Origin of the sequence: Pseudomonas sp. UMAB-40 (genome assembly GCF_900095275.1) — a bacterium.
Lineage (GTDB): Bacteria > Pseudomonadota > Gammaproteobacteria > Pseudomonadales > Pseudomonadaceae > Aquipseudomonas > Aquipseudomonas mandelii_B.
In genome coordinates this window covers 248,017-271,633 of record NZ_LT607555.1, presented here as the reverse complement: position 1 = coordinate 271,633, position 23,617 = coordinate 248,017, and the positions used below count along the sequence as shown (strand labels likewise).

The 23,617-nt window shown below is 60.8% G+C and carries 23 protein-coding genes and 1 pseudogene; 12 read left to right on the top strand and 12 right to left on the bottom strand.

Going from position 1 to position 23,617, the window contains the following annotated elements; translation table 11 throughout:
* The first annotated feature begins 28 nt into the window (after window positions 1-28).
* The 3 genes from K0F88_RS09540 (at window position 29) to K0F88_RS09530 (ending at window position 1,938) form a co-directional block, all read left to right on the top strand.
* Complete coding sequence (locus K0F88_RS09540) at window positions 29-295, top strand: DUF2790 domain-containing protein (protein WP_094471805.1); 267 nt, start codon at window positions 29-31, stop codon at window positions 293-295.
* 49 nt (window positions 296-344) lie between these two features.
* The gene (locus K0F88_RS09535; RefSeq protein ID WP_094471806.1) at window positions 345-557 is read left to right on the top strand and encodes a hypothetical protein; all 213 of its coding nucleotides are present in this window, start codon (window positions 345-347) and stop codon (window positions 555-557) included.
* A 172-nt stretch (window positions 558-729) separates the two neighbouring features.
* The gene (locus K0F88_RS09530) at window positions 730-1,938 is read left to right on the top strand and encodes a cytochrome c biogenesis protein DipZ (RefSeq protein ID WP_094471807.1); all 1,209 of its coding nucleotides are present in this window, start codon (window positions 730-732) and stop codon (window positions 1,936-1,938) included.
* 9 nt (window positions 1,939-1,947) lie between these two features.
* Here K0F88_RS09530 and K0F88_RS09525 read toward each other — a convergent pair.
* Window positions 1,948-2,940, bottom strand: a pseudogene (locus K0F88_RS09525) (AraC family transcriptional regulator).
* 183 nt (window positions 2,941-3,123) lie between these two features.
* Between K0F88_RS09525 and K0F88_RS09520 the strand changes: the two are divergent.
* Window positions 3,124-3,393 carry a DUF4242 domain-containing protein gene (locus tag K0F88_RS09520; RefSeq protein ID WP_094471809.1) on the top strand — a complete coding sequence of 90 codons (270 nt, stop codon included), beginning with the start codon at window positions 3,124-3,126 and terminating at the stop codon, window positions 3,391-3,393.
* Window positions 3,394-3,430: 37 nt separating this feature from the next.
* Entirely contained in the window at window positions 3,431-4,243 is an 813-nt protein-coding gene (locus K0F88_RS09515; protein WP_094471810.1) for a class I SAM-dependent methyltransferase, read from the top strand.
* Window positions 4,244-4,375: 132 nt separating this feature from the next.
* Here the strand turns inward: K0F88_RS09515 and K0F88_RS09510 are convergent, their stop codons facing one another.
* The 4 genes from K0F88_RS09510 to pcsA form a co-directional block, all read right to left on the bottom strand.
* Window positions 4,376-5,302 carry a universal stress protein gene (locus tag K0F88_RS09510; RefSeq protein WP_094471811.1) on the bottom strand — a complete coding sequence of 309 codons (927 nt, stop codon included), beginning with the start codon at window positions 5,300-5,302 and terminating at the stop codon, window positions 4,376-4,378.
* A gap of 91 nt (window positions 5,303-5,393) precedes the next feature.
* The gene (locus tag K0F88_RS09505) at window positions 5,394-5,852 is read right to left on the bottom strand and encodes a GNAT family N-acetyltransferase (protein WP_094471812.1); all 459 of its coding nucleotides are present in this window, start codon (window positions 5,850-5,852) and stop codon (window positions 5,394-5,396) included.
* A 130-nt stretch (window positions 5,853-5,982) separates the two neighbouring features.
* Entirely contained in the window at window positions 5,983-6,369 is a 387-nt protein-coding gene (locus K0F88_RS09500; protein ID WP_094471813.1) for a DUF488 domain-containing protein, read from the bottom strand.
* 6 nt (window positions 6,370-6,375) lie between these two features.
* Window positions 6,376-7,098, bottom strand: a complete 723-nt coding sequence (gene pcsA / locus K0F88_RS09495) for a phosphatidylcholine synthase (protein ID WP_094471814.1) — start codon at window positions 7,096-7,098, stop codon at window positions 6,376-6,378.
* A gap of 397 nt (window positions 7,099-7,495) precedes the next feature.
* Here pcsA and K0F88_RS09490 point away from each other — a divergent pair, with 397 nt between their 5' ends.
* Window positions 7,496-8,218 carry a tellurite resistance TerB family protein gene (locus K0F88_RS09490; protein ID WP_094471815.1) on the top strand — a complete coding sequence of 241 codons (723 nt, stop codon included), beginning with the start codon at window positions 7,496-7,498 and terminating at the stop codon, window positions 8,216-8,218.
* A 127-nt stretch (window positions 8,219-8,345) separates the two neighbouring features.
* Here K0F88_RS09490 and K0F88_RS09485 read toward each other — a convergent pair whose 3' ends face one another.
* A complete protein-coding gene (locus K0F88_RS09485; protein ID WP_094471816.1) occupies window positions 8,346-8,786 on the bottom strand; it encodes a cupin domain-containing protein in 441 nt (146 codons plus the stop codon).
* A 192-nt stretch (window positions 8,787-8,978) separates the two neighbouring features.
* Between K0F88_RS09485 and K0F88_RS09480 the strand changes: the two genes are divergently transcribed.
* The 3 genes from K0F88_RS09480 to ligD are packed head-to-tail and all read left to right on the top strand — an operon-like array spanning window position 8,979 to window position 13,963.
* Window positions 8,979-10,364 (top strand): iron-containing redox enzyme family protein, encoded by a 1,386-nt coding sequence (locus K0F88_RS09480; protein ID WP_094471817.1) that lies wholly within the window; start codon window positions 8,979-8,981, stop codon window positions 10,362-10,364.
* 9 nt (window positions 10,365-10,373) lie between these two features.
* The gene (locus tag K0F88_RS09475; RefSeq protein WP_094471818.1) at window positions 10,374-11,366 is read left to right on the top strand and encodes a class I SAM-dependent methyltransferase; all 993 of its coding nucleotides are present in this window, start codon (window positions 10,374-10,376) and stop codon (window positions 11,364-11,366) included.
* Complete coding sequence (gene ligD, locus K0F88_RS09470) at window positions 11,363-13,963, top strand: DNA ligase D (protein ID WP_094471819.1); 2,601 nt, start codon at window positions 11,363-11,365, stop codon at window positions 13,961-13,963. Before K0F88_RS09475 ends, ligD begins: the two co-directional genes overlap by 4 nt.
* Before the next feature lie 60 nt (window positions 13,964-14,023).
* Here the strand turns inward: ligD and K0F88_RS09465 are convergent, their stop codons facing one another.
* The 3 genes from K0F88_RS09465 to K0F88_RS09455 all read right to left on the bottom strand — a co-directional run bounded on the left by K0F88_RS09465 (window position 14,024) and on the right by K0F88_RS09455 (window position 17,701).
* Window positions 14,024-14,698 (bottom strand): DUF3313 domain-containing protein, encoded by a 675-nt coding sequence (locus K0F88_RS09465; protein WP_094471820.1) that lies wholly within the window; start codon window positions 14,696-14,698, stop codon window positions 14,024-14,026.
* 49 nt (window positions 14,699-14,747) lie between these two features.
* A complete protein-coding gene (locus K0F88_RS09460; protein ID WP_094471821.1) occupies window positions 14,748-16,016 on the bottom strand; it encodes an OmpP1/FadL family transporter in 1,269 nt (422 codons plus the stop codon).
* Between the two features lie 68 nt (window positions 16,017-16,084).
* Window positions 16,085-17,701 carry an arylsulfatase gene (locus tag K0F88_RS09455; protein WP_094471822.1) on the bottom strand — a complete coding sequence of 539 codons (1,617 nt, stop codon included), beginning with the start codon at window positions 17,699-17,701 and terminating at the stop codon, window positions 16,085-16,087.
* Window positions 17,702-18,016: 315 nt separating this feature from the next.
* On the opposite strand from K0F88_RS09455, the gene K0F88_RS09450 reads away from it, so the two are divergent.
* The 3 genes from K0F88_RS09450 to K0F88_RS09440 all read left to right on the top strand — a co-directional run bounded on the left by K0F88_RS09450 (window position 18,017) and on the right by K0F88_RS09440 (window position 20,452).
* Entirely contained in the window at window positions 18,017-18,835 is an 819-nt protein-coding gene (locus K0F88_RS09450) for a DUF2092 domain-containing protein (RefSeq protein WP_219094903.1), read from the top strand.
* A 16-nt stretch (window positions 18,836-18,851) separates the two neighbouring features.
* Window positions 18,852-19,619 (top strand): hypothetical protein, encoded by a 768-nt coding sequence (locus tag K0F88_RS09445; RefSeq protein ID WP_219094902.1) that lies wholly within the window; start codon window positions 18,852-18,854, stop codon window positions 19,617-19,619.
* Between the two features lie 62 nt (window positions 19,620-19,681).
* A complete protein-coding gene (locus K0F88_RS09440; RefSeq protein ID WP_219094926.1) occupies window positions 19,682-20,452 on the top strand; it encodes a transporter in 771 nt (256 codons plus the stop codon).
* Between the two features lie 52 nt (window positions 20,453-20,504).
* On the opposite strand, the gene K0F88_RS09435 is transcribed toward K0F88_RS09440, so the two are convergent.
* The 3 genes from K0F88_RS09435 to K0F88_RS32310 form a co-directional block, all read right to left on the bottom strand.
* Window positions 20,505-22,091 carry a class I adenylate-forming enzyme family protein gene (locus tag K0F88_RS09435; protein ID WP_219094901.1) on the bottom strand — a complete coding sequence of 529 codons (1,587 nt, stop codon included), beginning with the start codon at window positions 22,089-22,091 and terminating at the stop codon, window positions 20,505-20,507.
* A 42-nt stretch (window positions 22,092-22,133) separates the two neighbouring features.
* On the bottom strand, window positions 22,134-22,910 hold the full coding sequence (locus tag K0F88_RS09430) for an SDR family NAD(P)-dependent oxidoreductase (RefSeq protein WP_219094900.1): 777 nt from the start codon (window positions 22,908-22,910) through the stop codon (window positions 22,134-22,136).
* Window positions 22,911-22,983: 73 nt separating this feature from the next.
* A partial coding sequence (locus K0F88_RS32310) for an acyl-CoA dehydrogenase family protein (RefSeq protein WP_257605214.1) occupies window positions 22,984-23,617 on the bottom strand: 634 nt, incomplete at its 5' end.

Below are 23,617 nucleotides of genomic sequence, written 5' to 3'. Positions count from 1 at the left end.
TACCCATTGAAGCCTTGAGGAAACCGTCATGAACACCAAAGCCATCTACGCCGCTTGCCTGTTTGCCGCCCTGAACATCTGCACCTTGTCGGCCCGTGCCGAAGCCGCCGATGTCAGCGCTAAAACCTACACCTACGGCACCCACCTGGACATCAAGAAAGTGGTGTCGTTGAAAGAGGACGCCACGCCTTCCTGCGGGGTTGTGAATGCCCAGCTGACCTACCTGGACTCCCAGCACAAAACCCAGGTGCTGGATTACCGCAAATTTGCCGACGGCTGCAATTCGGACAACTGAGTCCTTCGCTGACCGATTGCCAACCCCCCTTTGAAACAGGAAGAACACCATGAACAACGTCACCCGCTTTTTGACCGCTGTTGCTTTCTCCGTAGCTGGCGCGGCTGCCCATGCCAACGCCGCTGTTGAACAGAAAAGCTGTGGCACCGCGACCTGCTTCCAGCTGACGCCAGTGGCAGAGCAGGGCGGTCATGCCTTCCTCGCACAGGACGGCTCGAGCCGCACGCCGCAGGGGCAGCAGCTGGATAACCAGACGGCTTGAAGCCTGGCTAACTTCCCCACAAGCACCACCGTCCCCCTGTGGGAGCGGGCTTGCCCGCGATGACGCCAGCACATCCAACATCAATGTGACTGACAGACTGCCATCGCGGGCAAGCCCGCTCCCACAGGGAATTGGTGTGAATCGCCACCCCCTCACATGTTTAGGTGATCCCATGTTTCTCATCGCTTTCCTGGGCGGCATATTGACCGTCCTCAGCCCCTGCATCCTCCCGGTCGTGCCGTTCCTGTTCGCCGGTGTCAAACGCACCCGTTCATCCATCCTGCTCACCCTCGGCGGCATGGTCCTGACCTTTGCCCTGATCTCCAGCCTGGCCGTGGTCAGCAGCGAATGGGTGGTGCAAGCCAACAACACCGGTCGCCACGTCGCCCTGATCGTGATGGGGCTGTTCGCCCTGTCGCTGATTTCCGCCCGTGTCGGTGACTGGATGGCGCGTCCCTTCGTGGCGCTGGGCAATCGCCTTGATCCCGACACCCGCAAAATGTCCGGCCCGCTGGGTTCGGTCATGATCGGCGTCGCCACCGGTCTGCTCTGGGCACCGTGTGCCGGGCCGATCCTTGGGGTGATTCTCACCGGCGCCATGCTCCAGGGTGCAAACGCACAGACCAGCCTGTTGCTGCTGGCCTACGGCTTGGGCAGCGCGCTGTCCCTGGGCACCTTGATCTTTGCCGGTCGCGGCCTGGTCAATCGCTTGAAAGCGTCGATCCCGGTCACCGGTTGGCTGCGTCGTGGTGCCGGTGTTGCCGTGCTGGCCACCGTGGCGGTGATTTCCACCGGTGCCGACCGGACACTGCTGGCCGGCACCTCGTCCGAAGGCGTCAGCAGCCTCGAGAAAGGTGTGCTGGAAAGCGTGCCGAAAGTCGTCGACTACTTCGTCAGCAAGGTCAAGGCCGACTCCATGGACAACGCCCAAGGCGCCATGCCGTCGCTGTCCGGTGCCGTCCAATGGCTGAACTCGCCAGCGCTGAGCAATGATTCGCTCAAAGGCAAAGTGGTGCTGGTGGACTTCTGGACCTACGACTGCATCAACTGCCAGCACACCCTGCCGTATGTGAAGGACTGGGCGAAGAAATACGAGAAGGATGGCTTGGTGGTCGTCGGCGTCCACACCCCTGAGTACGGTTACGAGCGCATCATCGATAACGTTAAGGACCAGGTGAAAAAGCTCGGCATCACCTACCCGGTGGCCATCGACAACAACTACGCGATCTGGCGCGCCTTCGACAACCAGTACTGGCCCGCTCACTACTTGATCGACGCCAAGGGCCAGGTGCGTTACACCCACTTTGGTGAAGGCGCCTACGAAACTCAGGAAAAGATGATTCAGCAACTGCTGGAAGAGGCCAAGGCACCTTCCGCGTAACCCTCGACATCAATGGCTCACAGGCTGCGCGCCGTGGGCCATTGGCTTTTTCTCCTGATTGCGCCGCCACGCCGCCGGTGGCGCGCCGTACTCTCGACGAAAGGCCCGGCTGAAGGCCGTGTCGGTCTGGTAACCCACCTCTTCGGCAATCCACATCAACGAACGGTTACTGCTGCGTAACAGGTTCGCCGCCAGCAGCATCCGCCACTGCGTCAGGTACTGCATCGGCGAACTCCCCACCAACTGCGCAAAGCGTTCTGCCAACACCGACCTTGAGGTGCCGGCCGTCCGCGCCAGTTCATCCAGGGTCCAGGCGTGACAGGGTTTTTTGTGCAGCGCATTCAGGGCAGCACCGACAATCCGGTCGCCCACGCCGGCCAGCCAACCGGTCCGGCCTTCAGCGTGCTCGTTCATGTACAGGCGCAGTACTTCGATGAACAACACCTCGGCCAGTTTCGCCAACACACCTTCGCCGCCGGGCCTGGGCGAGCGTGCTTCGGCCAGCGCGTAACGGACTGAAGATTCCAGCCAGATTCCGGCATTCGAGCCGCGCACATTGACCCGGACCACCGCCGGCAACCCCGTCAGCAACATGCCCGCCAACCGCGTATCGCAGGCCAGATAACCGCACACCAGACGTGTGACCGCGCCGCCACCGCCGTAACTCAGTTGCCGGGGACGGCGCGCCAGCACTACGTCCAGTCGCTTGCCCGTGACCGGCGTCAGCCCCGGTTGCGAGCTCATGCGATGGGCGTCGCCCTGAGGGAATACCACCACATCGCCGGCGGTCAGGCGCAGCGGCTAGTCGTTTCCCATCTCGACATAGCACTCGCCTTCGGTAATCAGGTGAAAGATCACCACCCGCTCGGCACCGGGCTCCAGAAAGGGGGCGGCCGTGTCGGCGCTGGGCGACTGATAGCACCAGGGCGCCGTGAACCTGGCATTGATGAAGATCGCACCGACCAGGCGGACGACGCGCAGGGTTTGGGACAGGGCGTCCATGGTGGCTTCCCGTGCGGCTGAGGGCTTTCTGATTGTGAGCGCGTTGCCGCGTAACGTGAATTCTCCGGACGATAGGGCAGTGTTGCCCGACGATCGGGCAGGACGCCGGCCCGCGCCGGAGCGATAGTTTGCCTACAGGGCCACTGCCGACCCTGTCATCAATAACAAGAATGAGAGGTTGCCATGCCAAAGTTCGTCATAGAACGCGAGATCCCAGGTGCTGGAACACTGTCAGAAAGGGATTTGAAAGCGGCTTCGCAAAAGTCCTGCCGGGCGCTGCGCGATTTGCCGGAGGTGCAGTGGCTGCAGAGTTATGTCACGGGCGACAAGCTGTACTGCGTGTACATCTCGCCGAGCGAAGCGCTGATTCAGGAGCACGCCAGGCAGAGCGGTTTCCCGGCCAACCGCATTTCCCAGGTCACGAACATCATTGATCCGACCACGGCGGAGTAAGCCGGGCCTGCGTTCCAATCCTTACGGAGCAGATTTAATGAGTACCCCCCTTGATCTCACTGCCCTGAAAAACCGTCAGATGGCTTCTTGGGCCAGCGGCGACTACGCCGTGATCGGCACCACCCTGCAGATCGTCGGCGAGCAACTGGCCGAAGCCTGTGACTTGCTCTGCGACGAGCTTGTGCTGGACGTGGCCGCCGGCAACGGCAATGCGACGCTCGCCGCCGCACGCCGTGGCTGTAATGTCACATCGACCGACTACGTGGCCGCACTGCTTGAACGTGGCGAAGACCGGGCCCGGGCCGAGCGTCTGGAGGTGACCTTCCAGGTCGCCGACGCCGAGGCACTGCCGTTCGAGGACGCCAGCTTCGATGCCGTGCTCTCGACCTTCGGTGTGATGTTCACGCCGGACCAGGCCAAAGCGGCTTCAGAACTGGCCAGAGTGTGCCGCCCCGGCGGTCGCATCGGCCTGGCCAACTGGACGCCTGAAGGTTTTGTCGGCCAGATGTTCAAGACCCTGGGCAAGCACCTGCCGCCACCGGCTGGCGCAGAACCGCCTTCAAACTGGGGAACCGAAGCCTGGTTGCACACGCACTTCGATGAGCGCGATTTCCAGGTGCAGGTGACGCGGCGGACCTTCAACTTCCGCTATCGCTCGGCGGCCCATTTCATCGATATTTTCCGCAACTGGTACGGCCCGCTTCACAAGGCCTTCGCAGCGCTGCCTCCCGACGGCGCGAAGGCTTTTGAAAGCGACCTGACTGAGCTGATCAACCGGATGAACAGGGCGGGAGAGAAATCGGTGGTGGTGCCGAGTGAATACCTGGAGGTTGTCATCACCCGGCGCTGACCAGACACCACAAAACCCTGTGGGAGCGGGCTTGCCCGCGATGGCTGGCTACCTGCCGATCCAAATGTCGACTGATAGTCCGCTATCGCGGGCAAGCCCGCTCCCACAGGAATTGTGGTGTATTTGAGACGGTTACTCATCCACCCGCTCGGTGTACACCACCCACACACTGCAGGGCATTTTGTACAGCAGGTGCTCCACCGTGCTACCGATCAACCGGCCCAGACCGCGATGGCCGACCCGGCCCATGACAATCACGTCGACGTCGTAGGCGTCGGCATAGCGGGTCAGGACCTTGGCCGGGTTGCCCATGATCATGTGCCGCTGCTCGGGCGCGATGCCGTTGCGCTCGGCCAATTCGTTGAAGGCGTCTTCCTGGCAGTCGAACAGGGTCTTGGCCTTGCCGGAACTGAAAAACGCCGAGCCGTTGTCAAAGCCGAACTCGTCTGCGCTGATGGAGGAAAGGTCGTAGGCGTACACCACGTCCAGCTCAGCATTACAGGCACTCGCCAGTTTCGACGCTTCGTGCAGGATCCGGTCATTGAAGGTTTTGTAGTGATCATCGCGATGGAAAGGATCGACCGCCGCGACGACCTTGCGTGGCAGGGCGTGAACCGCATGGCTGACAAAATGCAGCGGCACCGGGCATTCACGCAGCAAATGCACGTCGAGCGGGGTAAACATCAGTCGCGACAGCAGCGATTCGTGCTCCAGTGCCTTGATCAGCACGTCCATCGGCTGCTCTTTGAGGTGAATCAGGATTTCTTCCAGCGGGCGTTCGACCCACGCCACCTCGGTGGTGACGTGCACACCGATCTTGCGCAGCGGACGGGCCTGTTCTTCGAGCCACTGACGGTGTCGGTCGACGTAGCCCAGTCGCATCTGTTCGAGGGCCTTTTCGTTGACCAGACTGGCGGTGGCCAGGCCTTCCAGGTAATCGAACGCCACGATGTGCAACGCCGCGTCTTCGGCCTTGGCCAGCGCCGCCGCCCTGTCGAAGGCGGGGCTGTGTTCCATCAGTGGCGAGGCGACCAGCATGAAGCGTGACTGACCAGACATGTCGAACCTCCCGCGTCATTCAATCCCCTAAGTATTGACCATGATCGACCTCCCGTCCGTCAGTCCGGCGAAGGTTGGGTGGGCGTGGCAGTCAGAGGGAGGTCAGTGGCCGTTCCATGATGATCGTGCGCTCGGCACCGTGGAATTCGTCGCGGACTTTTCGAAAGCCCAGCTTGAAGTAGAAGGCTTCTGCGGTGATGGAGGAGGGGACGCGCAATATTTCGATTTTCGCTTCGGTGGCGATGGACTCGATCGTGGCCATCAATTGCCTCCCGAGGCCGCGCCCTTGTTGAGCGGGTTCGACAAACACGCTGCGCACCACATCGCGATCAAGGCTGGCCGTGGCGACTATGCGGTGATCAATCGTCGCGACGAAGACCTGGCGTTGGGTCAGCAACGTGCGAATGGACTCGGTGGAAAAGCTCTTTGCCACCTGCGCGATGATGTCGGGGGAGTAATCCAGGGCGTTGGACTGGCGCAGCGACTGGATGATGACCTGGCTGATGGCGGACGCGTCAGCTGCGGTGGCGGGCCGTACTTGCGGTTTCATAGTGCTACCTCAGTCCTTTGAACATCCAATCCCCCTGTGGGAGCGAGCCGGCTCGCGATGGCTGAGTGTCAGTCGACATCTACATCGGCTGGAAAGCAGTCATCGCTAGCAGGTTAGCTCCCACAGGGATCTAGGCGATCTGTGCGCCGCGTGCTGCCAGCAGCTCCCGCAATACCGAACGATGGCAATGCGCTTCATCCTCGCAATAACAGCCAACCGCCAGCGCGGTTTGATGGGAGAGGGCGGCCAGCAGATCCAGCAACTGATTGGGCGCCGGATGGTTCATTTCAGCCTTGAACTTGCGCCTGAACGCCTCCCAGGCTTTTTCATCCTCGGCCGCCTTGGCTTCGGCCACCAATTCCGCACTCGGCGACAGCAGCGGCTGCCACACATCATAAAAGTCCCGACGGGCGAACTCGGCCTTCGGTACACCGCGAGGGGGGCGGCGTACCGTGCCGATCCGCAGCCCTTCATCAGGCAGGCGCGGCGAGCCGAGTCGAACGATATGGATGGCCATGCCGCGTTACTTGTGGCGCGATCCGTCGAACCACTCCATGGCGGTGCGCCAGATGCAGATCCCCAGGAAGTAAGCCGACATCAGCAACCAAAGCCCCATGACCATCGGGTTGATGACCGGATGGTTGACCACCAGCGACAAGCTGCACAGCAGCCAGATGGCGGTCACGGCAATGTTGATCGGCATGAACTTGCGCACACGGAACGGGTGCAGGAACTTCATTCGGGTCACGGTCAGCAAGGCCAGGCCAATGACGGTCAGGAAGGTAATCCACGGCGACGGGGCGATGATGTACAGGCACAGGGCCACGACGTTCCAGGCGGCGGGAAAACCCTGGAAGTAATTGTCTTTGCTTTTCATGTTGACGTTGCAGAAGCAAAACAGCGACGAAACCAGAATCAGCGACACGGTCAGCAGCAGCGTGTAGTCCGGCAAGGGGATGTAGCGATAGATGAACAGCGCGGGGATGAACACATACGTCAGGTAGTCGATCACCAGATCGAGAATCGATCCATCGAAACTCGGCAGCACCGACTGCACATTAACCTTGCGTGCCAAGGCACCGTCCAGCCCATCGACGATCAGGGCCACGCCCAGCCACAGCAGGCAGTTGGTGGCCTGGTTTTCCAGCAAGGCGAGGGTGGCGAGGAAGGCAGTGACCACGCCGGTGGCGGTAAAACCATGGGCGCCCCATGCTTTGAGCCTGGCGATGTGTAGGGTGGATATCACGGGGGCGTTCTCCAGAAAGATGAAGCAAGCCAGTCATCACCCTCGTTATCAAGGGCGGCGGCAAACCGGTTCGGTTGCAGGTATCGACCGGAAATCCGGGAATAAGGTTCACCGTCAGTAAATCTTAGCTGGGCCGCCGAGAAATACTTCGGATTAATCCGCAATGCTGTTCACTTAAATACTGTGCATCAGGCACTCCGCTTTTGTGGCGAGGGAGCTTGCTCCCGCTGGGCTGCGTAGCAGCCCCAAAAATGTGCCTACCATGCCGATTTTTGTGAGTGCTACGCACTCAGACGGGAGCAAGCGCCCTCGCCACAGGCTAAACGGTAATGGCACATTTGCTAGCGAGGACTATTGTTGCCTGACTGGATCACTTCCCTTTAGTGAGGACGTCGTCATGAACACCAGCGATTTGCTCGAACAACTCCTGCGGGCCGGCCAGGGCTCCGGGGCGCAACAGGGTGGCGCATCCGCCCAAGGCGGCATTGGCGGCGGTCTGGGCGGGTTGCTTGGCGGCCTGTTGGGCGGTGGCGGCGGTTCAGCCATGGGCGGCGGCGGATTGGGTGGCTTGCTCGGTGGCCTGCTCGGCGGCGGCTCACCCATGGGCGGCGCGACCCGGACCCGTTCGGGTGGCGGCACCAACTATGCGGCCCTGGCGTCACTGGGGATGATGGCATTCCAGGCGTATCAGGCGTGGCAACGCAGTCAGGCAGCTGCGCCGCAACAGGCACCGCGCACGGTCGACTTGTTATCGGGCCCGGAAGTGGAGGACCACAGTCATGCGATCCTGCGCGCGTTGATTGCGGCGGCCAAGGCCGATGGCCGGATCGACGAGTCGGAGAAGCAGATGATCAGCACCGAAATCGGCCGCCACACCGATGACCCGCAATTGCAGCAATGGCTGGATGACGAAGTTGCCCGGCCACTGGATGCTGCGGATGTGGCGCAATCGGCATCGGATCCCGGCATGGCGGCGGAAATGTACCTGGCCAGCGTGATGCTGGTGGACGATCAGCAGGATGCCGAGCGCACCTATCTGGATGAGCTGGCGGCGGCTCTGAAGATTGATCCTGAACTGCAAGTGCATCTGGAGCAGCAGGCCAAGGGTGGCGCGGCGTAAGGTGTGCCCGCAAACATCGCGTTGTCTTTCAGGCCGCCTTCGCTAGCAGGCTAGTTCCCACAGTGGATCTGCGGTGCGCGCCAAACCTCTGTCGGAGCTAGCCTGCTAGCGAAGAACGATAACGCGGTCAACATGGTGGTTTGGGCACCAGGAAAATAACCCCGTGCGCTTCGGCAATCTCCAGTATCCGTGGTAAATCCTCCGGCACCCGTAGCCGATCCACCGCCGCAAAAAACTGCCCGCCCCGCGGGTCGGACACCACGCCAATCATCTTCGCGGTAGGGCTGATGTTCTTGTAGGCATGGATCGAACCCCCGGGGATATGCACATACCCCCCGGCCGAGACGGTGGTGGACTTGCCCGCCACGGTCACTTCGACCTGGCCGTCGACCACATAAAACGCCTCGTCCCACGGATGAAAGTGCAGCGGCGGCCCACCGCCTTGCACACCTTCCTGAATATGCATTTCAAAGGGCTTACTGAGGTCGCCGCCCGCGAGGATGGTGATCGCCTCGCCCACGACGTTCACCGGCGCCGGCGAGTGCTCGATGACGTGCACCGTTCGCATGATTGCTCTCCGAAGATGACCCCGCACCCGCTGATTATAGGCCTCGTGCATCCGCCGGGCCGCGCACCGCAGGCCCGTCCGTCAGGGCGATTTCAACGCCGATTGAATTTTTTTCCAGGCAAATCGCTCTGCTGATGTAGAGACGTGTTGATTCAGCGTCCTGCCACTGGCCTCAGACCGAGAGATGCGCCCATGACTGCCCTGACACGACTTGAATCGCGGCCCGCCCACGAACACCCGATCCCGGCCGCCGGTAGCCTGAAACAAACCTATGAACACCTGCTGCTGGGCGACGACCCCGAGCAACGGCGCGCACTCGCCCGAAGCTTTCTCGAGGCGCAGCTCGAACACGCCACCCCCTTGCCTCAAGAAATGCCAACGGACCTGTCGGCGCTGCAATCGTTCGTCGAACAACACAGCGTCGACGTCGCCCGCCAATACGCCGATTACCTGCAACAACGCAAGGAAGGCGGGCCGCGACAGTTCTTTAGCAACAAGGCCCACGCGCTGTTTTTCCTGCAAGCGGTGGCCCCGACCAAACTGGTCGACGGCGCCTGGTTGTATGGCCTGTTGCGTCAGTGGCGCGACCCGCGTTTCGAAGGGCTGATCTGCACCTATCTGGAAGAGCTCGGCGACGGCAACCCGGCGCAGAACCATGTGGTGATTTACCGCAAGCTGCTCGCCGAACATGGCCTGCAAGACCCCGGGGTGATCGCCGACGAGCATTACCTGCAAGGCGCGATACAACTGGCGCTGGGCGAATCCGCCGACGAGTTTTTGCCGGAGGTGATCGGCTACAACCTCGGCTACGAACAGCTGCCCTTACACCTGCTGATCAGCGCCTATGAACTCAGCGAATTGGGCATCGATCCGTACTACTTCACCCTGCACGTGACCATCGACAACGCCAGCACCGGCCACGCGCAAAAAGCCGTGCAGTCGGTGTTGCAACTGCTGCCGGTGGAAGGCGATCGTGAGGACTTTCTGCGCCGGGTCGCGCTGGGTTATCGGCTCAACGACCTGGGGCAGGGCAGTCGCGCGATCATCGAGTCGTTCGACCTCGACGCCGAGCTGCTCAACATGCTTGAGCGCAAGCGTCCGTTCGGCCAGCACATGCATTCCGACTACTGCCGTTTTGAAGGCAAGACCGTCAACCAATGGCTGTCGGCGCCGGAGCAGTTGCCAGGGTTCCTCGCCGCCATGGAAAACAAGGGCTGGATCAAACGCCAGCAGGACCCGCAAGCCAGCCGTTTCTGGCAGTTGATCGAGGGTGACGGCGCCGCCATGTTCGGCGTGTTCAGCCCTTATGAAAAACAGCTGCTGCATGACTGGATTGCCGGCGACTGGGCGCCTGAGCGCTCAGCCACAGCGGTTCGCCGGGCCACGAGTGTCGCGACTGAACCGGCAGTGCCCGACAACGACCCGGATATCCAGAGCCTGCAAACCTCGCTGGAGGGGCTTGCCGCGCACGAGCAGATGCCGGTGCTGATCCCGTGGCTGTCGGCCCATCGGCATTTCCATCCGGCCGGCCTGATGGCCACGCGACGGTTCATCGAACTCAAATCCAGTCTGCGATAGGAGCACGGCATGAATCAGGAAGAGCAACTGGGCGCTGCCGATCTGGCGCTGGTGCAGCTGGGCCGCCGTTTGCAGGCTGATGGTTACCGGTTTATCACCCCGACCCCGCTCACCCACCAGCGGGTCAACGACCGTGCCTTTGGGCAAAACGCCCGGACCTTGCGCGACGTGTTCGGCTGGTCGCGCTCGTTCGAACCGGGCCTGCTATCGACCGATGAACAGCGGCAGTTGCAGGAGGCGGGCGTGCTGCAAGAAAGCAACGGCCGACTGAAAAGCCGCGTGCGCTGGTCCAGCCTCGATGATTTGCTGTTCGTGCACTCGGGCTTCCCCACCGACGCGGCTGACGCGGTGTTTTTCGGACCGGACAGCTACCGGTTCGCGCAGCTGATCCATGCCCATCTTCAACAAACCTTCGCGCCGATCCGGCGTGCCGTCGACATTGGTTGCGGCGCGGGTGTCGGGGCGATTGTGATTGCCCGCGCACGCCGTGAAGCCGAAGTGCTGGCTGTCGATATCAATCCTGCGGCGCTGCGTTTGACGGCGGTCAACGCGGCACTTGCCGAGGTCGCAAACGTCACGGTTGAGGCCAGCGATGTGCTGCAGGATGTCGACGGCCAGTTCGACCTGATCGTTGCCAATCCGCCCTACATGGCCGACCCCACCGAACGCGCTTACCGGCATGGCGGCGGCGCGCTGGGTGCGCAGTTATCGTTGCGCATTGTCGAGCAGGCGTTGCTTCGACTGGCGCCCGGTGGCTCTTTGGTGCTCTACACCGGGGTGGCAATGATCGATGGCCAGGACCCGTTTCTCGAGGCACTGACCCCGCGCCTCGAGTCGCCGATGTTCGGCTGGACCTATCGCGAACTCGACCCGGATGTGTTCGGTGAAGAGTTGCTGACACCGGGCTATCAACGGGTGGAGCGGATTGCGGTCGTGGCCTTGATCGTCACGCGCATCGGCCCCGGAATTGGGGGGCGCGTTGAGCCAGCAGGTGCGCCATGAACAAGAATCTGGACGATTACAACCGCATGCGCGATTTCTCGGCGACCTCTGAACCCGCTGCGAAACGATCTGCCAAAAAAACCGCGAAAGACCATGCCTTGCAGTTCTGTATCCAGAAGCACGATGCCTCGCGGTTGCACTATGACTTTCGCCTGGAACTCGATGGCGCACTGAAAAGCTGGGCAGTGCCGAAAGGTCCTTCGCTGGACCCCAAGGTCAAGCGCCTGGCCGTCCACGTTGAAGACCATCCGATCGATTACGCGACGTTTGAGGGCAGCATTCCCGAAGGGCATTACGGCGCCGGTGACGTGATTGTCTGGGACCGGGGCGTGTGGATACCCCAGGAAGATCCGGCCAAGGCCTATGCCAAGGGCAAGCTCAAGTTCGAGCTGCAAGGCGAGAAACTCGGCGGCTTGTGGAACCTGGTGCGCACGCACATGCCGGGCAAGCAGGAGCAGTGGTTTCTGATCAAGCATCAGGACGGCGCGGCGAAATCCGAAAGTGATTACGACGTGGTCGCCGCCGAGCCCGGCAGCGTGCTCAGTGACCGCACCATACTCCCCAAAAAGGCCAAGACCGCCGCCAAGCCCAAACCGGTGAAGAAGCCGGCGCGCAAGGTCGCGGCTAAAGAGCAATCGGCGCAACTCACCGGCGCTCACAAGGCCAAGCTGCCCGACCAGCTCAAACCGGAGTTGGCGACGCTGGTGGAAAAAGCCCCGCAGGGCGAGTGGAGCTATGAGATCAAGTTCGACGGCTACCGGATCATGGCGCGTATCGACCACGACGAGGTGAAACTCTTCACCCGCAACGGCCACGACTGGACCCACAAACTGCCGAAGCAGGTCGAGGCCCTGGCCGCTCTGGGCCTCGAATCGGCCTGGCTCGACGGTGAGATGGTGGTGGCTAACGAGCAGGGCGTACCGGACTTTCAGGCGCTGCAAAATGCCTTTGAATCGAACCGCAGCGGCAACATCCTTTACTACCTGTTCGACATGCCTTACCTCAATGGCGTGGACCTGCGTGAGGTGCCAGTCGAAGAGCGGCGGGTCGCGCTGGCGACGGTGCTCAAACCCAATAAAGACCCGCTGCTGCGCTTCTCCGATGCGTTCGGCGAAGAACCGGAAGCGTTGCTCAACAGTGCCTGCCAGATGCAGATGGAAGGGCTGATCGGCAAGCGGCTGGGGTCGCCTTACGTGTCCCGGCGCAGCAGTGACTGGATCAAGCTCAAGTGCAAGCATCGGCAGGAATTCGTCGTGGTCGGTTTCACCGATCCCAAAGGCGCGCGCAATGCCTTCGGCGCGTTGTTGTTGGGCCTGCATGACCGTGACAGCGGCGAGTTGCGCTATGCCGGCAAGGTCGGCACCGGTTTCAACGAGACCACGCTCAAGCACATTTACGAACAGCTCAAACCCTTGCAGGTGAAAAAGCCGGCGGTGGTCAATCCGCCGACCGGTTTCGACGCCAAGGGTGTGCATTGGCTCAAACCGGTTTTGCTCGCCGAAGTCGCGTTCGCCGAGATGACCAAGGACGGGTCGGTGCGCCATGCCGTGTTCCATGGCTTGCGCGATGACAAGCCCGCCGAAGGCATCACCGAGGAGCGTCCGAAAGCCGTGAAAGCCCAGACCAGCAAGAAAGCCGCCGCTGACAAACCGGCCACCGCGACGAAAAAGAAACCCACCAAGGCAGCGCCCGCGCCCTCGCAAATCGGCCTCGGCGACGGCAAGGTGCGTATCACCCATCCGGACCGGGTGATCGATGCGAGCAGTGGCACCACCAAAGTGCAGCTGGCGGAATATTACGCCAGCGTCGCCGAATGGATTCTGCCCGAGCTCAAGGATCGGCCCGTGGCGCTGGTGCGCGCCCCGGACGGTATCGCCGGCGAGCTGTTCTTCCAGAAAAATGCCGAACGCCTGGCCATTCCGGGCATTACCACACTGGACAAGGACGTCACCGGCCAACCGGTGATGATCATCAACAACGCCGAAGCGCTGATTGGCGCCGTGCAGATGAGCACCGTGGAACTGCACACCTGGAACGCCACCACGGAGAATCTCGACAAGCCTGACCGCTTCGTTCTCGACCTCGACCCGGACCCGGCGCTGCCGTGGAAAAGCATGGTGGAGGCGACCCAGCTGACGCTGTCGGTGCTGGATGAACTGGGACTCAAGGCCTTCCTCAAGACCAGCGGCGGCAAGGGGATTCACCTGGTGGTACCGCTGACCCGCAAGCTCGGTTGGGACGAGGTGAAGGACTTCAGCCACGCAATCGTCAGCCACATGGCGAAGTTGCTGCCGGAGCGCTTTTCGGCGGTTTCAGGGCCGAAGAATCGCGTCGGGCGGATCTTCATCGATTACCTGCGCAATGGACTGGGCGCCACCACCATTTGCGCCTACGCCGCCCGCACTCGCGAAGGGCTGCCGGTGTCAGTGCCGATTTTTCGTGAAGAGGTGGCCGAATTGAAGGGCGGCAATCAGTGGAACATCCACAACATGCAGGAACGACTGGCCGAAGTCGGTGATGAACCTTGGGCGAACCTGAAGAAAACCCGGCAAACCATCACCGCCGACATGCGTCGGCGGGTCGGAATGAAAAAATAGGCCCCGACACAGCCTTGTAGCAGCAGCCTCGCGCTGCTCGGCAGCTGCTACAGGATGCCGCTACCGGACAAACGCCTGCAAATCGCTGGTCAGTTTATCGATCGCCACTTTGAAGTCTTTGGCGGTGATCTTCTGACTGGCATTCGACAGTGTGCTGCCGAAGACTTTGCGCACGACTTTGGCCACGGTCTGGTTGTTGCTGGCGTCAATAAACTCGGCCTCGATGAACAGCGTGGTGTCCTGATCCCGATGCCCGCTGGCAGCGGCAACACCACCGACGACGGCCGCGACAGGCACCACTTCATACCATTTCATGCCTTCGTTTTCGGCATTCACCCCGGTGATCGCCGCGCGCATGATCAGTTTTTTTGAACCGGCCGGCGCTGATTGTTCGCTCGATACCACGCGGTATTTCTGCCCCAGCACACCTTTGGCCTTGCTGGTCATGTAGTTCTGCAGTTCATCCAGGGTTTGCTGATTGACCCGCTCGTTCGGCTTGGGCGCCGGATAGAGCTCCAGTTTGTTGAAGACCACGGTGTCGTAGGCGTTTGGATTCCAGGACGGGCTCACCCAGCGCATCGCAGTTTCGCCGCTGGTGGTGGTGACTTGCTGCAAGTTGTTGTAGTTGGACAGGAAGCCTGAGTACTGGTCTTTTTCGGTGACTTTCGAGGTGCAGCCTCCGAGTAGCAGGCTGGTCAATGCGACGCCGATGAATAATTTCCGGGACAGATTCATTGTGGTGTGTGCTCCATGGATTTAGCCGTTTTTTTTTCGATTGCAGGCATCAAAAACGCCAGGTCATATTTCCGGTCACCGCTTGAATCCAGGCATTGTCGAACTGACCGGAAGTTCGAGTGCCCGACGTGGACTTGGTCTGGTCCACCGGCATGTCGCCAAGCCAGACCATGGCCCAGCTGACGTTAATGTCGGTGACCTTGTTCACAGCATAGGTGGCTCCGGTCGCAATGCGCCAGGATTCGCCCATGGGCACGGTAAACGTGCGGTTACCGTCGGAAACGGCGCTGCTGTCGTAAGCTACGCCGAAATTCCACAACAGGTGCGGGGTGGCCTGGTATTGCGCGCCCAGGGCCAGTTGCCAGGTGTCTTTGAAATGAGCGTCGACCGTGGTCGATTGGGAACCGACTGCGGTGGTGTCGACTTGCACCGCGATATCGCCGAACTCGGACCAGTCCTGCCAGTTGACGGAGGCGAGCAAGGCCCATCGCGGGTCGAGTTGCTGGAACAGGCTCAGGGTCGCCGTTTGCGGCACGGTCATGTCGAGTTGGGTATTGGTGTTGTTGACGCGCTCCAGCAGACGGCCGTCGCCTTTCACATCCAGCCGGTCTTCGAAGTCCAGGTCGACCTTGCTGGTGTAGGCCAGGCCAACGCGGGTGCCGGGTTGCGGGGCATAAATCACCCCCACATTCGCACCAAAACCCCAATCGTTGTCTTTGTACTTGAACTGCCCGTCGCCGCGGTCGGTGAAGCCAAAGGGTGAACGGTCGATAGCGGTTTGCGCTTGCAGCATGCCGTACATGGCTTTTACGCCGACACCCACCGACCATTGCTCATTGAAGCGATACGCCACGCTGGGCACAAAAGACAAACCGGCGAGGCTGGCGTTCTGCGCGAAGTAGCGCCCGGACCAGTCGTTGTCGTAGTTGGCGGCCAAGCCGAAGTCGCCGTAATTGCCGAATCCGACGCTCCAGTGGTCATCCAGTTGATGGCTGATAAAAAAACTGCCGCCGGGAATCGGGTCGAGGGCGTTGCCACTGCCGCTGCCCGTGCCGTTGGTGTTTGAGTCGCGATCAAAGCTCAGGTTGCCGTAGAGCACCTGCAATCCGCCGGTAATTTGCGTACCTGGCAGATAGCTCATGCCCGCCGGGTTGCTGGCGATGGTGGAAGGCCCCTGCGCCCGGGCGGCGGCACCGGCGTTGGCCAGGCCGGCGTTATCTGTGCCGATTTCATAGAGCATGATGCCGCCGGCCTGGGCCTGCTGGCAGCACAGCGCAAACAGGGTGAGGGCGGGCAGGGTGGCTGTTTTTAGCTGCATGGCGCTACCTCGGAAAATGTCCTTCACGAACGCGGGTGGCCGCTGTTGGCCACCCGTCTATCGACGGCCTACTTGGCCATTTCCGCCCGAGCCGCGGCGATCTTGGCTTTGACAGAGTCGAGGTTGAAGCTCGCGCCTTTTTGCATCGGTGGGTATTCAATCGCTGTTTCAGCCAGTTTGGCGACCTGTTGCTGAACGAACACGAAGCGCCAGAACTGAAACTTGAACCAGTCGAAGTACTGCTGGGAACCTTGAGCCGCCTGGTTTTCCGGCCAGCCCATACGTTCGAACGGATCAAGGCGAAGATTGGTCAGGATCGGTACGTCGACCGCCACTTTGGCGCCCATCCACCCGCCTGGCTGGTCGATAAAGCGATACTTGTAGTCGCCGATTCGCACCGCGCCCAGCGCACTCTCACCAAAGTAGAAGATTTCGTTTCGAGTCGACGGACCTTTGCCGGTGATCATCGGCGTCTGGTCATAGCCGTCCAGGTGCACTTTGTAGGTGCGGTCGCCCAGTTGTTTTCCCTTGAGCAGTTCCTGGGTAATGTTTGGGTTACCGGCCGCCGCGATGAGGGTCGGGAACCAGTCCATCCCGGACATGATGCCGTTGGCCACGGTGTTGGCCGGTACATTGCCAGGCCAGCGAACGATCGCCGGCACCCGGAAACCACCTTCCATTACGGTGCCTTTGCCCATGGCAAACGGTGTGGTGCCGCCATCCGGCCAAGTGAAGTTTTCCGCGCCGTTGTCGGTGGTGAAAATCACGATGGTGTTGTCATCCATGCCGTCTTTTTTCAGCTTGGCCATGACGTCGCCGACGATGTCATCGAGCTGCGCCATGCCGGCTTCCTGCTCCGACCAGCCATTCTGCGAATTGCGCATCGCTTCGTACTTGTCGGACAGGTGCGTGACGATGTGCATGCGGGTCGGGTTCAGCCACAGGAAGAACGGTTTGTTATCGGTCTTGGCCTTGTCGATGAAGGTGAAAGCCTTGTCGCGGATTTCGTCGTCGACGGTTTTCATCCGCTCGGGATAGAGCGTGCCGGCGTCTTCGATTTTCTGTTTGCCGACCTTGCCCCAGCGCGGCATCACCGTCGTATCGTCGGTGGCGGTCGCCCAGCTGTGGACCATGTTGCGCGGGCCGACGGTGGCCAGAAGTTCTTGCGGATAATTGGGGTGCGCCGGGTCTTCCATGGCGTCGAGGTGATAGAGGTAACCAAAGAACTCGTCGAACCCGTGCACGGTGGGCAGAAATTCGTTCAAGTCGCCGAGGTGGTTTTTGCCGAACTGGCCGGTGGAATAACCCATGGCCTTGAGCGCGGTGGCAATGGTGACTGCTTCGGCGGGAATACCGACAGGAGAACCTGCCTGGCCGACCGTTGTCATGCCGGTGCGGATCGGCAGTTCACCGGTAATGAAATTGGCACGCCCGGCGGTGCAACTGGCCTCGGCGTAGTAGTCGGTAAAACGCATGCCTTCAGCGGCGAGTTGGTCGAGGTTGGGGGTCCGGCCGGCCATCATGCCCTGGTTGTAGACGCCGATATTGGACCAGCCGATATCGTCGCCCATGATGACCACGATGTTGGGGGCGGGTTTGTCGGCCGCTTGGGTGATGCCGGGTAGAACCATTGCAGACAACACCATTGAAGCAGCTAACAAACGGGAGAATTTTGTCTGGTTCATGTGACGCTCCTGCCTACTGACGTAAGTAACGAAGACCGACCCCCCCGACCTTTCTAAAATGCGTATCCCCCGCAAGAGCGTAGGTATGAACTGGTAAATTTCCAGTAAAAAATTGCCGCCGTATGCACTTGTCTCATGGGCTTTACAGCGTGCTCGGCTATTCGAATGGCAGGTGACATCTAATTCATGAAAGTGCCCGCGTCATCACACCGGGTTTCAACTCGGATGCCCGCAAGGAACGGAAAATAATCGGTTGCAGTGCAAACACCGTTGCTACGCTTAAATACCTGACACGACCTCTATGGGGAGCAAGCGATGTCACACCACCTGCATCTTTTTCGGTTGTTCTCCTTTGGCCTGGTCATGAGCGTGTTCGTCCCCCCCTTTTACTCAGGCCAAGCCCTGGCCGCCGATTCCCCGGAGGGTCAACTGGAGCCCAAAGCGCTGGAGGTCTTGAAGTCCATGAGTGCAAGGCTTGCGGGCACCCGAGGCTTAAGCTTCAAAGCCGTCACCACTTACGAGAAACCCAGCCGTCTGGGGCCTCCCCTGGCCTACAACACCGTGGCACTCGTTAATGTGCAACGCCCCGATCACCTGCGCGTGTTGACCTCGGGTGATGGTCCTGCGACTGAGTTCTATTACGACGGCAAGCAAGCCTATGCCTTTGAGCCGAAAGAAAAATTGTTGGCACAAGCGCAGGCGCCTGCCACGATCGATGCAACCCTTGAGGCCGCCTACCAGCGCGCAGCTATCTATTTTCCTTTTACCGATGTCATCGTTGCCGATCCCTACAAGGACTTGAAAAGGGACATGCGCCTGGCGTTTTACATCGGTCAGTCCACAGTGGTAGGCGATACCACGACGGATGTCATTGCTTACGCCAACGACGTGGTGTTCGTCCAGGCCTGGATTGGCGCGCAGGACAAGCTGCCGCGCATGCTGCGTGCGGTGTTTCGTGATGATCCCACTCAGTCCCGGCATCAGGTCGCGTTCAGCGACTGGAAACTTGAATCGTCGCTGCCTGCGGATTTCTTCAAACCCGAGCATATCGAGGATGCACACCGGATTCAGTTTGCTCCACCGCCCGACCTGCGTGCGCCGCAAGGGGTCAAACCACCGGTTGCAAAACCCTGAGTGAGGAGACTGAACCATGCACAGATCGACCTTTAAGTTTGCCGGCTTTTTGGTTGCGGCACTCACGTGCAATCAAGCGGCGGCCTGGTCGCACGCGTCCAGCTTCGGTCATTCCTCCGGGGGCGGTGGCAGTTGGAGTGGAGAGACCAATCGAGGCGGTTCGGCGTCCGGTGGTAACGGTAGTTGGAGTGGCTCAGGCTATCGCGGCGGCTCGGCTTCGGGCGGTGGCGGTAGCTGGAACGCCCACGACGAGAATGGTGGAAACGCTTCTGGTGGCGAGGGATCGTGGCACGGCACCGGCGCCGAAGGAGGCACGGCTTCCGGCGGTGAGGGTGCATGGCATGCCCAAGGTGAATATGGCGCCAGTGCCAGTGGCTATCACGCGAATGGGTATGGCACGACGGCCTACCATCCGGCGACCTACGGCACCAGCTACTACCACCCGCCGACCGCTGTCTATGCCAGCAGTGGCTGCTACAACTGCGGGTACAACCAAGGTGTGAACCCCGCTGCCGCAGCTGCGGCAGGGGTGGTGGCCGGCGCCGCCGTCGCCACTGCGGCCAATGAGAATGCAAACAGCAACGCCTACGGTGCTGGCTATAACGCCGGAATGACGGCCTCCGCGCCGCCGACCATGCCCATGGGAACCACATTCGTCAGCCTTCCTTCCGGGTGTGGGCTGAGGACGGTCTCAGGCGGGACTTTTTATCAGTGCGGTAATTCGTGGGTGCGGCCTGCCTACGGTGCCAATGGCGTGTTCTACACCGTGGTACCGATGCCGTAGTCCGGAGTTGAAACATGTTGATCAAGCAACCGAGGTACTTGCTGTGCTGTTGCAGTGTTTGCATGGCATCTTTGGGGCTGGCACAGGCGGAAGATTCTGCCGAACTTGCCAAAAAGGCCCTGAACCCGATTGCGGCGATGTACAGCCTGCCGATCCAGTACACCTGGGACCAGAAGATGGGTGCAACGGGCGAGGGCATGCACAGCGTGACCAACATTCAGCCAGTGTTGCCCTTCGAGTTGAACAGCGAATGGAACCTGATCTCACGCACGATTCTGCCGGTGATTGATCAGCATGGCCTGGCCCCGAATGGCGCTGCGGACAAGTCGGGTATCGGCGACGTGACTCAGAGCTTTTTCTTCTCTCCCAAGGCGCCGACGCACAGTGGCTGGATCCTCGGGGTCGGGCCGGCAATTCTGATTCCCAGCGGCAGCGACAGTCTGTTAAGCAGTCGCCAATGGGGGCTTGGCCCCACGGGGGTCGCGCTGAAGCAATCGAACGGATGGACCCGAGGCATTCTGGCCAATCACATCTGGAGCCTGAACGGTGAAGGATCGAATGGTGCACAGAAGGTCAACCAGACGTTCCTGCAGCCGTTCCTGTCATACACCACTGCCACCTACACCACCTTCGGGGTCAACACCGAGTCGATTTATAACTGGCAAACCAAGGAGTGGGCTGTCCCGGTGAATGCGACGGTCACCCAACTGCTGAAAGTGGCGGGGCAACCGTTAACGATTCAGGTCGGGCCACGCTACTGGGCCGACAGCCCGGAAGACGGGGCCCGGGGATGGGGCGTAAGGGCGGCGGTCACGTTTTTGTTCCCCAAGTGAATGCTGCGCGCGGTGCAGCGCCTGCTCCAGAGAACCAGCGCTGCACCGAACCTCAACTGATCTTGCGCAACGAACCCTGCCAGTATTTTTCCCTGACCTGCCGCCGCAAAACCTTGCCGACCACCGAGGTTGGAAGTTCATCGACGAAAACCAGCGATTTCGGTGCCTTGTAGCCACCCAGCCGGGTACGGGTTTGTGCGATCAATTGTTCTGCAGTGACCGATTCACCCTCACGCAGGATCACTTCGGCATGCACCGCTTCACCCCATTCAGGGTGCGGAATGCCGACGACTGCGGCCATCAGCACCGACGGGTGCGCTGCCAGCGCGGCCTCGACTTCCACTGCATACACATTAAAACCACCGCTGATGATCATGTCCTTGAGCCGGTCAACGATGTACAGGAAGCCGTTGCTGTCGAGGTAGCCCAGGTCACCGGACTTCCACGCGCCATCGTCGAACTCCGCCGCCGTGGCTTCCGGGTTTTCGTAGTAACCCTTGATGATGGCTTTGCAACGGATACGGATTTCTCCGGTTTCGCCAACGGGTAACGGATGACCGTCCGGGTCGGCGATAAACACTTCAACCCCAGGCGTCGGTTGGCCTGCCGATGACAGATGGCGCAGGGCGGTAGCATCACCCGGTTGATGCGCGGCCTTGTCCAGCGCCGCAATGATCATCGGTGACTCGGTGGCGGCGTAACCCTGCACGAAAATCTGCCCGAAACACTCCACCAGTTCGCCCAGCTTGTCCGGACTCATCGGTGCGGCGCCATAGATCAGCGTTGTCAGCGACGAGAAGTCTTTCGGCTCGGCCCGTTGCAGCTCCAGCAAGCGATACAGCACGGTCGGCACCAGGAAGGAATGGGTGACGCGCTCGCTTTCTACAATCTGCCGCCAGCTTTCCATGTCCAGCTGATTTAGGGTGATGTTGGTGCCACCGCCATAAACCGTAGGGAAGAACAGCATCAAAGTACCGTGTGACAACGGCGAGACGTGCAGCAGTCGTGTCGCGCTGGACAAGCCCAGATCGGTATTGATGAACGCCGCGTCGCGGCAGGCCATCCAGTTGTCGATGGAGTACATCGCGCACTTGCCTTTGCCGGTGGTGCCACCGGTGAAGCGCAACATGCAGATGTGCTGGTCGGTATCCAGGGTGACGTCGGTGTCCAGATCGGAGGCCGCTTCCACCATCGACCAGAAGTTGTGAACGCCGGGGAGGGCGGCTTGCTCGGCAGAGGGCGGGTCCATCACGACGATGTCGCAACCCCGGCTGCGCAGCATGCCGTAGTAGCTGTCGAGCAAGCGGGTTTCGAGAAATACCACTCGCGGTTTGAGCAGATCAACCTGTCGCGCATGCTCGTCGAGCGGATCGCGCAGGTTGGTCATGACCACTGTGCCCTCCTGCTTGAACGTGGCGGGAAACATCATCAGGCTGAGGTTGTCGTTTTCCAGGATCAGCATGAAGCGTTCGCCCGTGCGAACCTGCAGCACATTGCGCAGCACATCGCCGATGCGGTTGGTCAGCAGGTGGTATTGCTCATAGGTGAAACGCCGATTGCGCTCTACGTTGACGATCGCCTCTTGGTCGCGATAACGCAGCGCGAGCAGGCGCATGATTCGGCTGAAATTCATTTTCATGGCGTGTTGGCCCTGTATGACTGGCGCAATAAATCGAGGCGTTTACCGGGCACGCATGCGCGACGCGGCATCGAGGCGAATGGTTTCGCCGTTGATGTAGGCGTTCTCGATCAGGAAGGCGCAGCAGTGGGCGAACTCGCGCATGTCACCCAGGCGCTTGGGCGCTTCCATCTGGGCCTTCAGGGCGTCGAGGATTTTTTCGTCGAGACCGGCCACCATGGTGGTCAGGAACAGGCCCGGGGCGATGGCGTTGACGCGCACCCCGATCTCACCCAATTCGCGCGCGGCAGGCATGTTCATGCCGATCACGCCGGCCTTGGTCGCGGCATAGGCGCATTGGCCGACCTGACCTTCATACGCCGCGCCCGACGACACGTTGATCACCACGCCGCGCTCTTCGCCGGCTTCCGCCTCGTTGTTGGCCATGTGCTCGGCGCACTTGGACATGACGTTGAACACGCCGTTGAGGTTGATCGCGGTGGCCAGGGCGAAGCGCGACAGGGGCGCTGCCTTGCCTTCCTTGCCCAGCACTTTGAAACCGTTCGGTACGGCGGCGCCGTTGATGCACACGTGAATGGCACCGAAGCGGGCGATGACCGCATTGACCGCATTCTGTACCGAGGCTTCATCGCTGACGTCGGTCTGCACGAACATCGCCCGATCCGCGCCAATGTCGGCCACGGCTTTTTCCCCGGCCTCGATGTTCAGGTCGAAAATCGCCACGCAAGCGGCTTTTTCTGTCACGAGGTAATGAGCAGTCGCCAGGCCCAAGCCCGATGCACCACCGGTAATGACCACGATTTTGTCTTGAATACGCATGAGAGTGTCCTTGTTCGTTGCCCGGCACCATGGGTGCCGGGTTGTTATTGTTGGGTGTCGAACAAACGGTTGATCAGAACGCGTTGACCCCGGTCAGGGCGCGGCCAATGATCAATTGCTGGATTTGCGTGGTGCCTTCCGGGATCGGCACGATGATGGCTTCACGGGCGAGTTTCTCGACCAGGAAGTCGGTGGTGACACCGGCGCCACCGTGAATCTGCACAGCCTGGCGAGCGATGGTCACCGCCGCCTCGCAGGCGAAATACTTGGCCATGGCCGCTTCCATTTCTGCCGGGATGCCGGCACCGATCATCTCGGCGGCGCGGTAGGTCAACAGGCGAGCGGCATCCACGTGGGTGGCCATTTCCGCGAGCATGGCGCTGATCAATTGGTGACCGGCGATCACCTTGCCGTGCTGCTTGCGCTCCTTGGCGTAACGCACGGCTTCTTCCAGTGCGCGACGGCCGATGCCCAGGCCCTGAGCCGCCACAAATACCCGAGAACGCTCGAAGAACGACAAGGTGTTTTTCAGTGCCTGGCCTTCGCCGCCGATGATGTTGCTGGCCGGAACGCGGACGTCGTTGAGGAAGATCTGCGCGGTGGACTGGCTGTTCCAGGCCATCTTGTGGATGTTCTGTACTTCGTATGGATGCTCTTTGCGGTCCAGCAGGAAGTGTGTCAGGCCCTTGCGCGGGTCTTCGCCGGTA

What these genes read in the sequence shown, in the direction of transcription:
- K0F88_RS09455 (WP_094471822.1), bottom strand. Translation starts at nt 17,701, where the DNA reads ATGAACCAGACAAAATTCTCCCGTTTGTTAGCTGCTTCAATGGTGTTG.
- K0F88_RS09510 (WP_094471811.1), bottom strand. Translation starts at nt 5,302, where the DNA reads ATGTCTGGTCAGTCACGCTTCATGCTGGTCGCCTCGCCACTGATGGAA.
- K0F88_RS09530 (WP_094471807.1), top strand. Translation starts at nt 730, where the DNA reads ATGTTTCTCATCGCTTTCCTGGGCGGCATATTGACCGTCCTCAGCCCC.
- K0F88_RS09505 (WP_094471812.1), bottom strand. Translation starts at nt 5,852, where the DNA reads ATGAAACCGCAAGTACGGCCCGCCACCGCAGCTGACGCGTCCGCCATC.
- K0F88_RS09445 (WP_219094902.1), top strand. Translation starts at nt 18,852, where the DNA reads ATGCACAGATCGACCTTTAAGTTTGCCGGCTTTTTGGTTGCGGCACTC.
- K0F88_RS09440 (WP_219094926.1), top strand. Translation starts at nt 19,682, where the DNA reads ATGGCATCTTTGGGGCTGGCACAGGCGGAAGATTCTGCCGAACTTGCC.
- K0F88_RS09475 (WP_094471818.1), top strand. Translation starts at nt 10,374, where the DNA reads ATGAATCAGGAAGAGCAACTGGGCGCTGCCGATCTGGCGCTGGTGCAG.
- ligD (WP_094471819.1), top strand. Translation starts at nt 11,363, where the DNA reads ATGAACAAGAATCTGGACGATTACAACCGCATGCGCGATTTCTCGGCG.
- K0F88_RS09490 (WP_094471815.1), top strand. Translation starts at nt 7,496, where the DNA reads ATGAACACCAGCGATTTGCTCGAACAACTCCTGCGGGCCGGCCAGGGC.
- K0F88_RS09500 (WP_094471813.1), bottom strand. Translation starts at nt 6,369, where the DNA reads ATGGCCATCCATATCGTTCGACTCGGCTCGCCGCGCCTGCCTGATGAA.
- K0F88_RS09520 (WP_094471809.1), top strand. Translation starts at nt 3,124, where the DNA reads ATGCCAAAGTTCGTCATAGAACGCGAGATCCCAGGTGCTGGAACACTG.
- K0F88_RS09465 (WP_094471820.1), bottom strand. Translation starts at nt 14,698, where the DNA reads ATGAATCTGTCCCGGAAATTATTCATCGGCGTCGCATTGACCAGCCTG.
- K0F88_RS09460 (WP_094471821.1), bottom strand. Translation starts at nt 16,016, where the DNA reads ATGCAGCTAAAAACAGCCACCCTGCCCGCCCTCACCCTGTTTGCGCTG.
- K0F88_RS09450 (WP_219094903.1), top strand. Translation starts at nt 18,017, where the DNA reads ATGTCACACCACCTGCATCTTTTTCGGTTGTTCTCCTTTGGCCTGGTC.
- K0F88_RS09430 (WP_219094900.1), bottom strand. Translation starts at nt 22,910, where the DNA reads ATGCGTATTCAAGACAAAATCGTGGTCATTACCGGTGGTGCATCGGGC.
- K0F88_RS09480 (WP_094471817.1), top strand. Translation starts at nt 8,979, where the DNA reads ATGACTGCCCTGACACGACTTGAATCGCGGCCCGCCCACGAACACCCG.
- K0F88_RS09515 (WP_094471810.1), top strand. Translation starts at nt 3,431, where the DNA reads ATGAGTACCCCCCTTGATCTCACTGCCCTGAAAAACCGTCAGATGGCT.
- K0F88_RS09485 (WP_094471816.1), bottom strand. Translation starts at nt 8,786, where the DNA reads ATGCGAACGGTGCACGTCATCGAGCACTCGCCGGCGCCGGTGAACGTC.
- K0F88_RS09535 (WP_094471806.1), top strand. Translation starts at nt 345, where the DNA reads ATGAACAACGTCACCCGCTTTTTGACCGCTGTTGCTTTCTCCGTAGCT.
- K0F88_RS09540 (WP_094471805.1), top strand. Translation starts at nt 29, where the DNA reads ATGAACACCAAAGCCATCTACGCCGCTTGCCTGTTTGCCGCCCTGAAC.
- K0F88_RS09435 (WP_219094901.1), bottom strand. Translation starts at nt 22,091, where the DNA reads ATGAAAATGAATTTCAGCCGAATCATGCGCCTGCTCGCGCTGCGTTAT.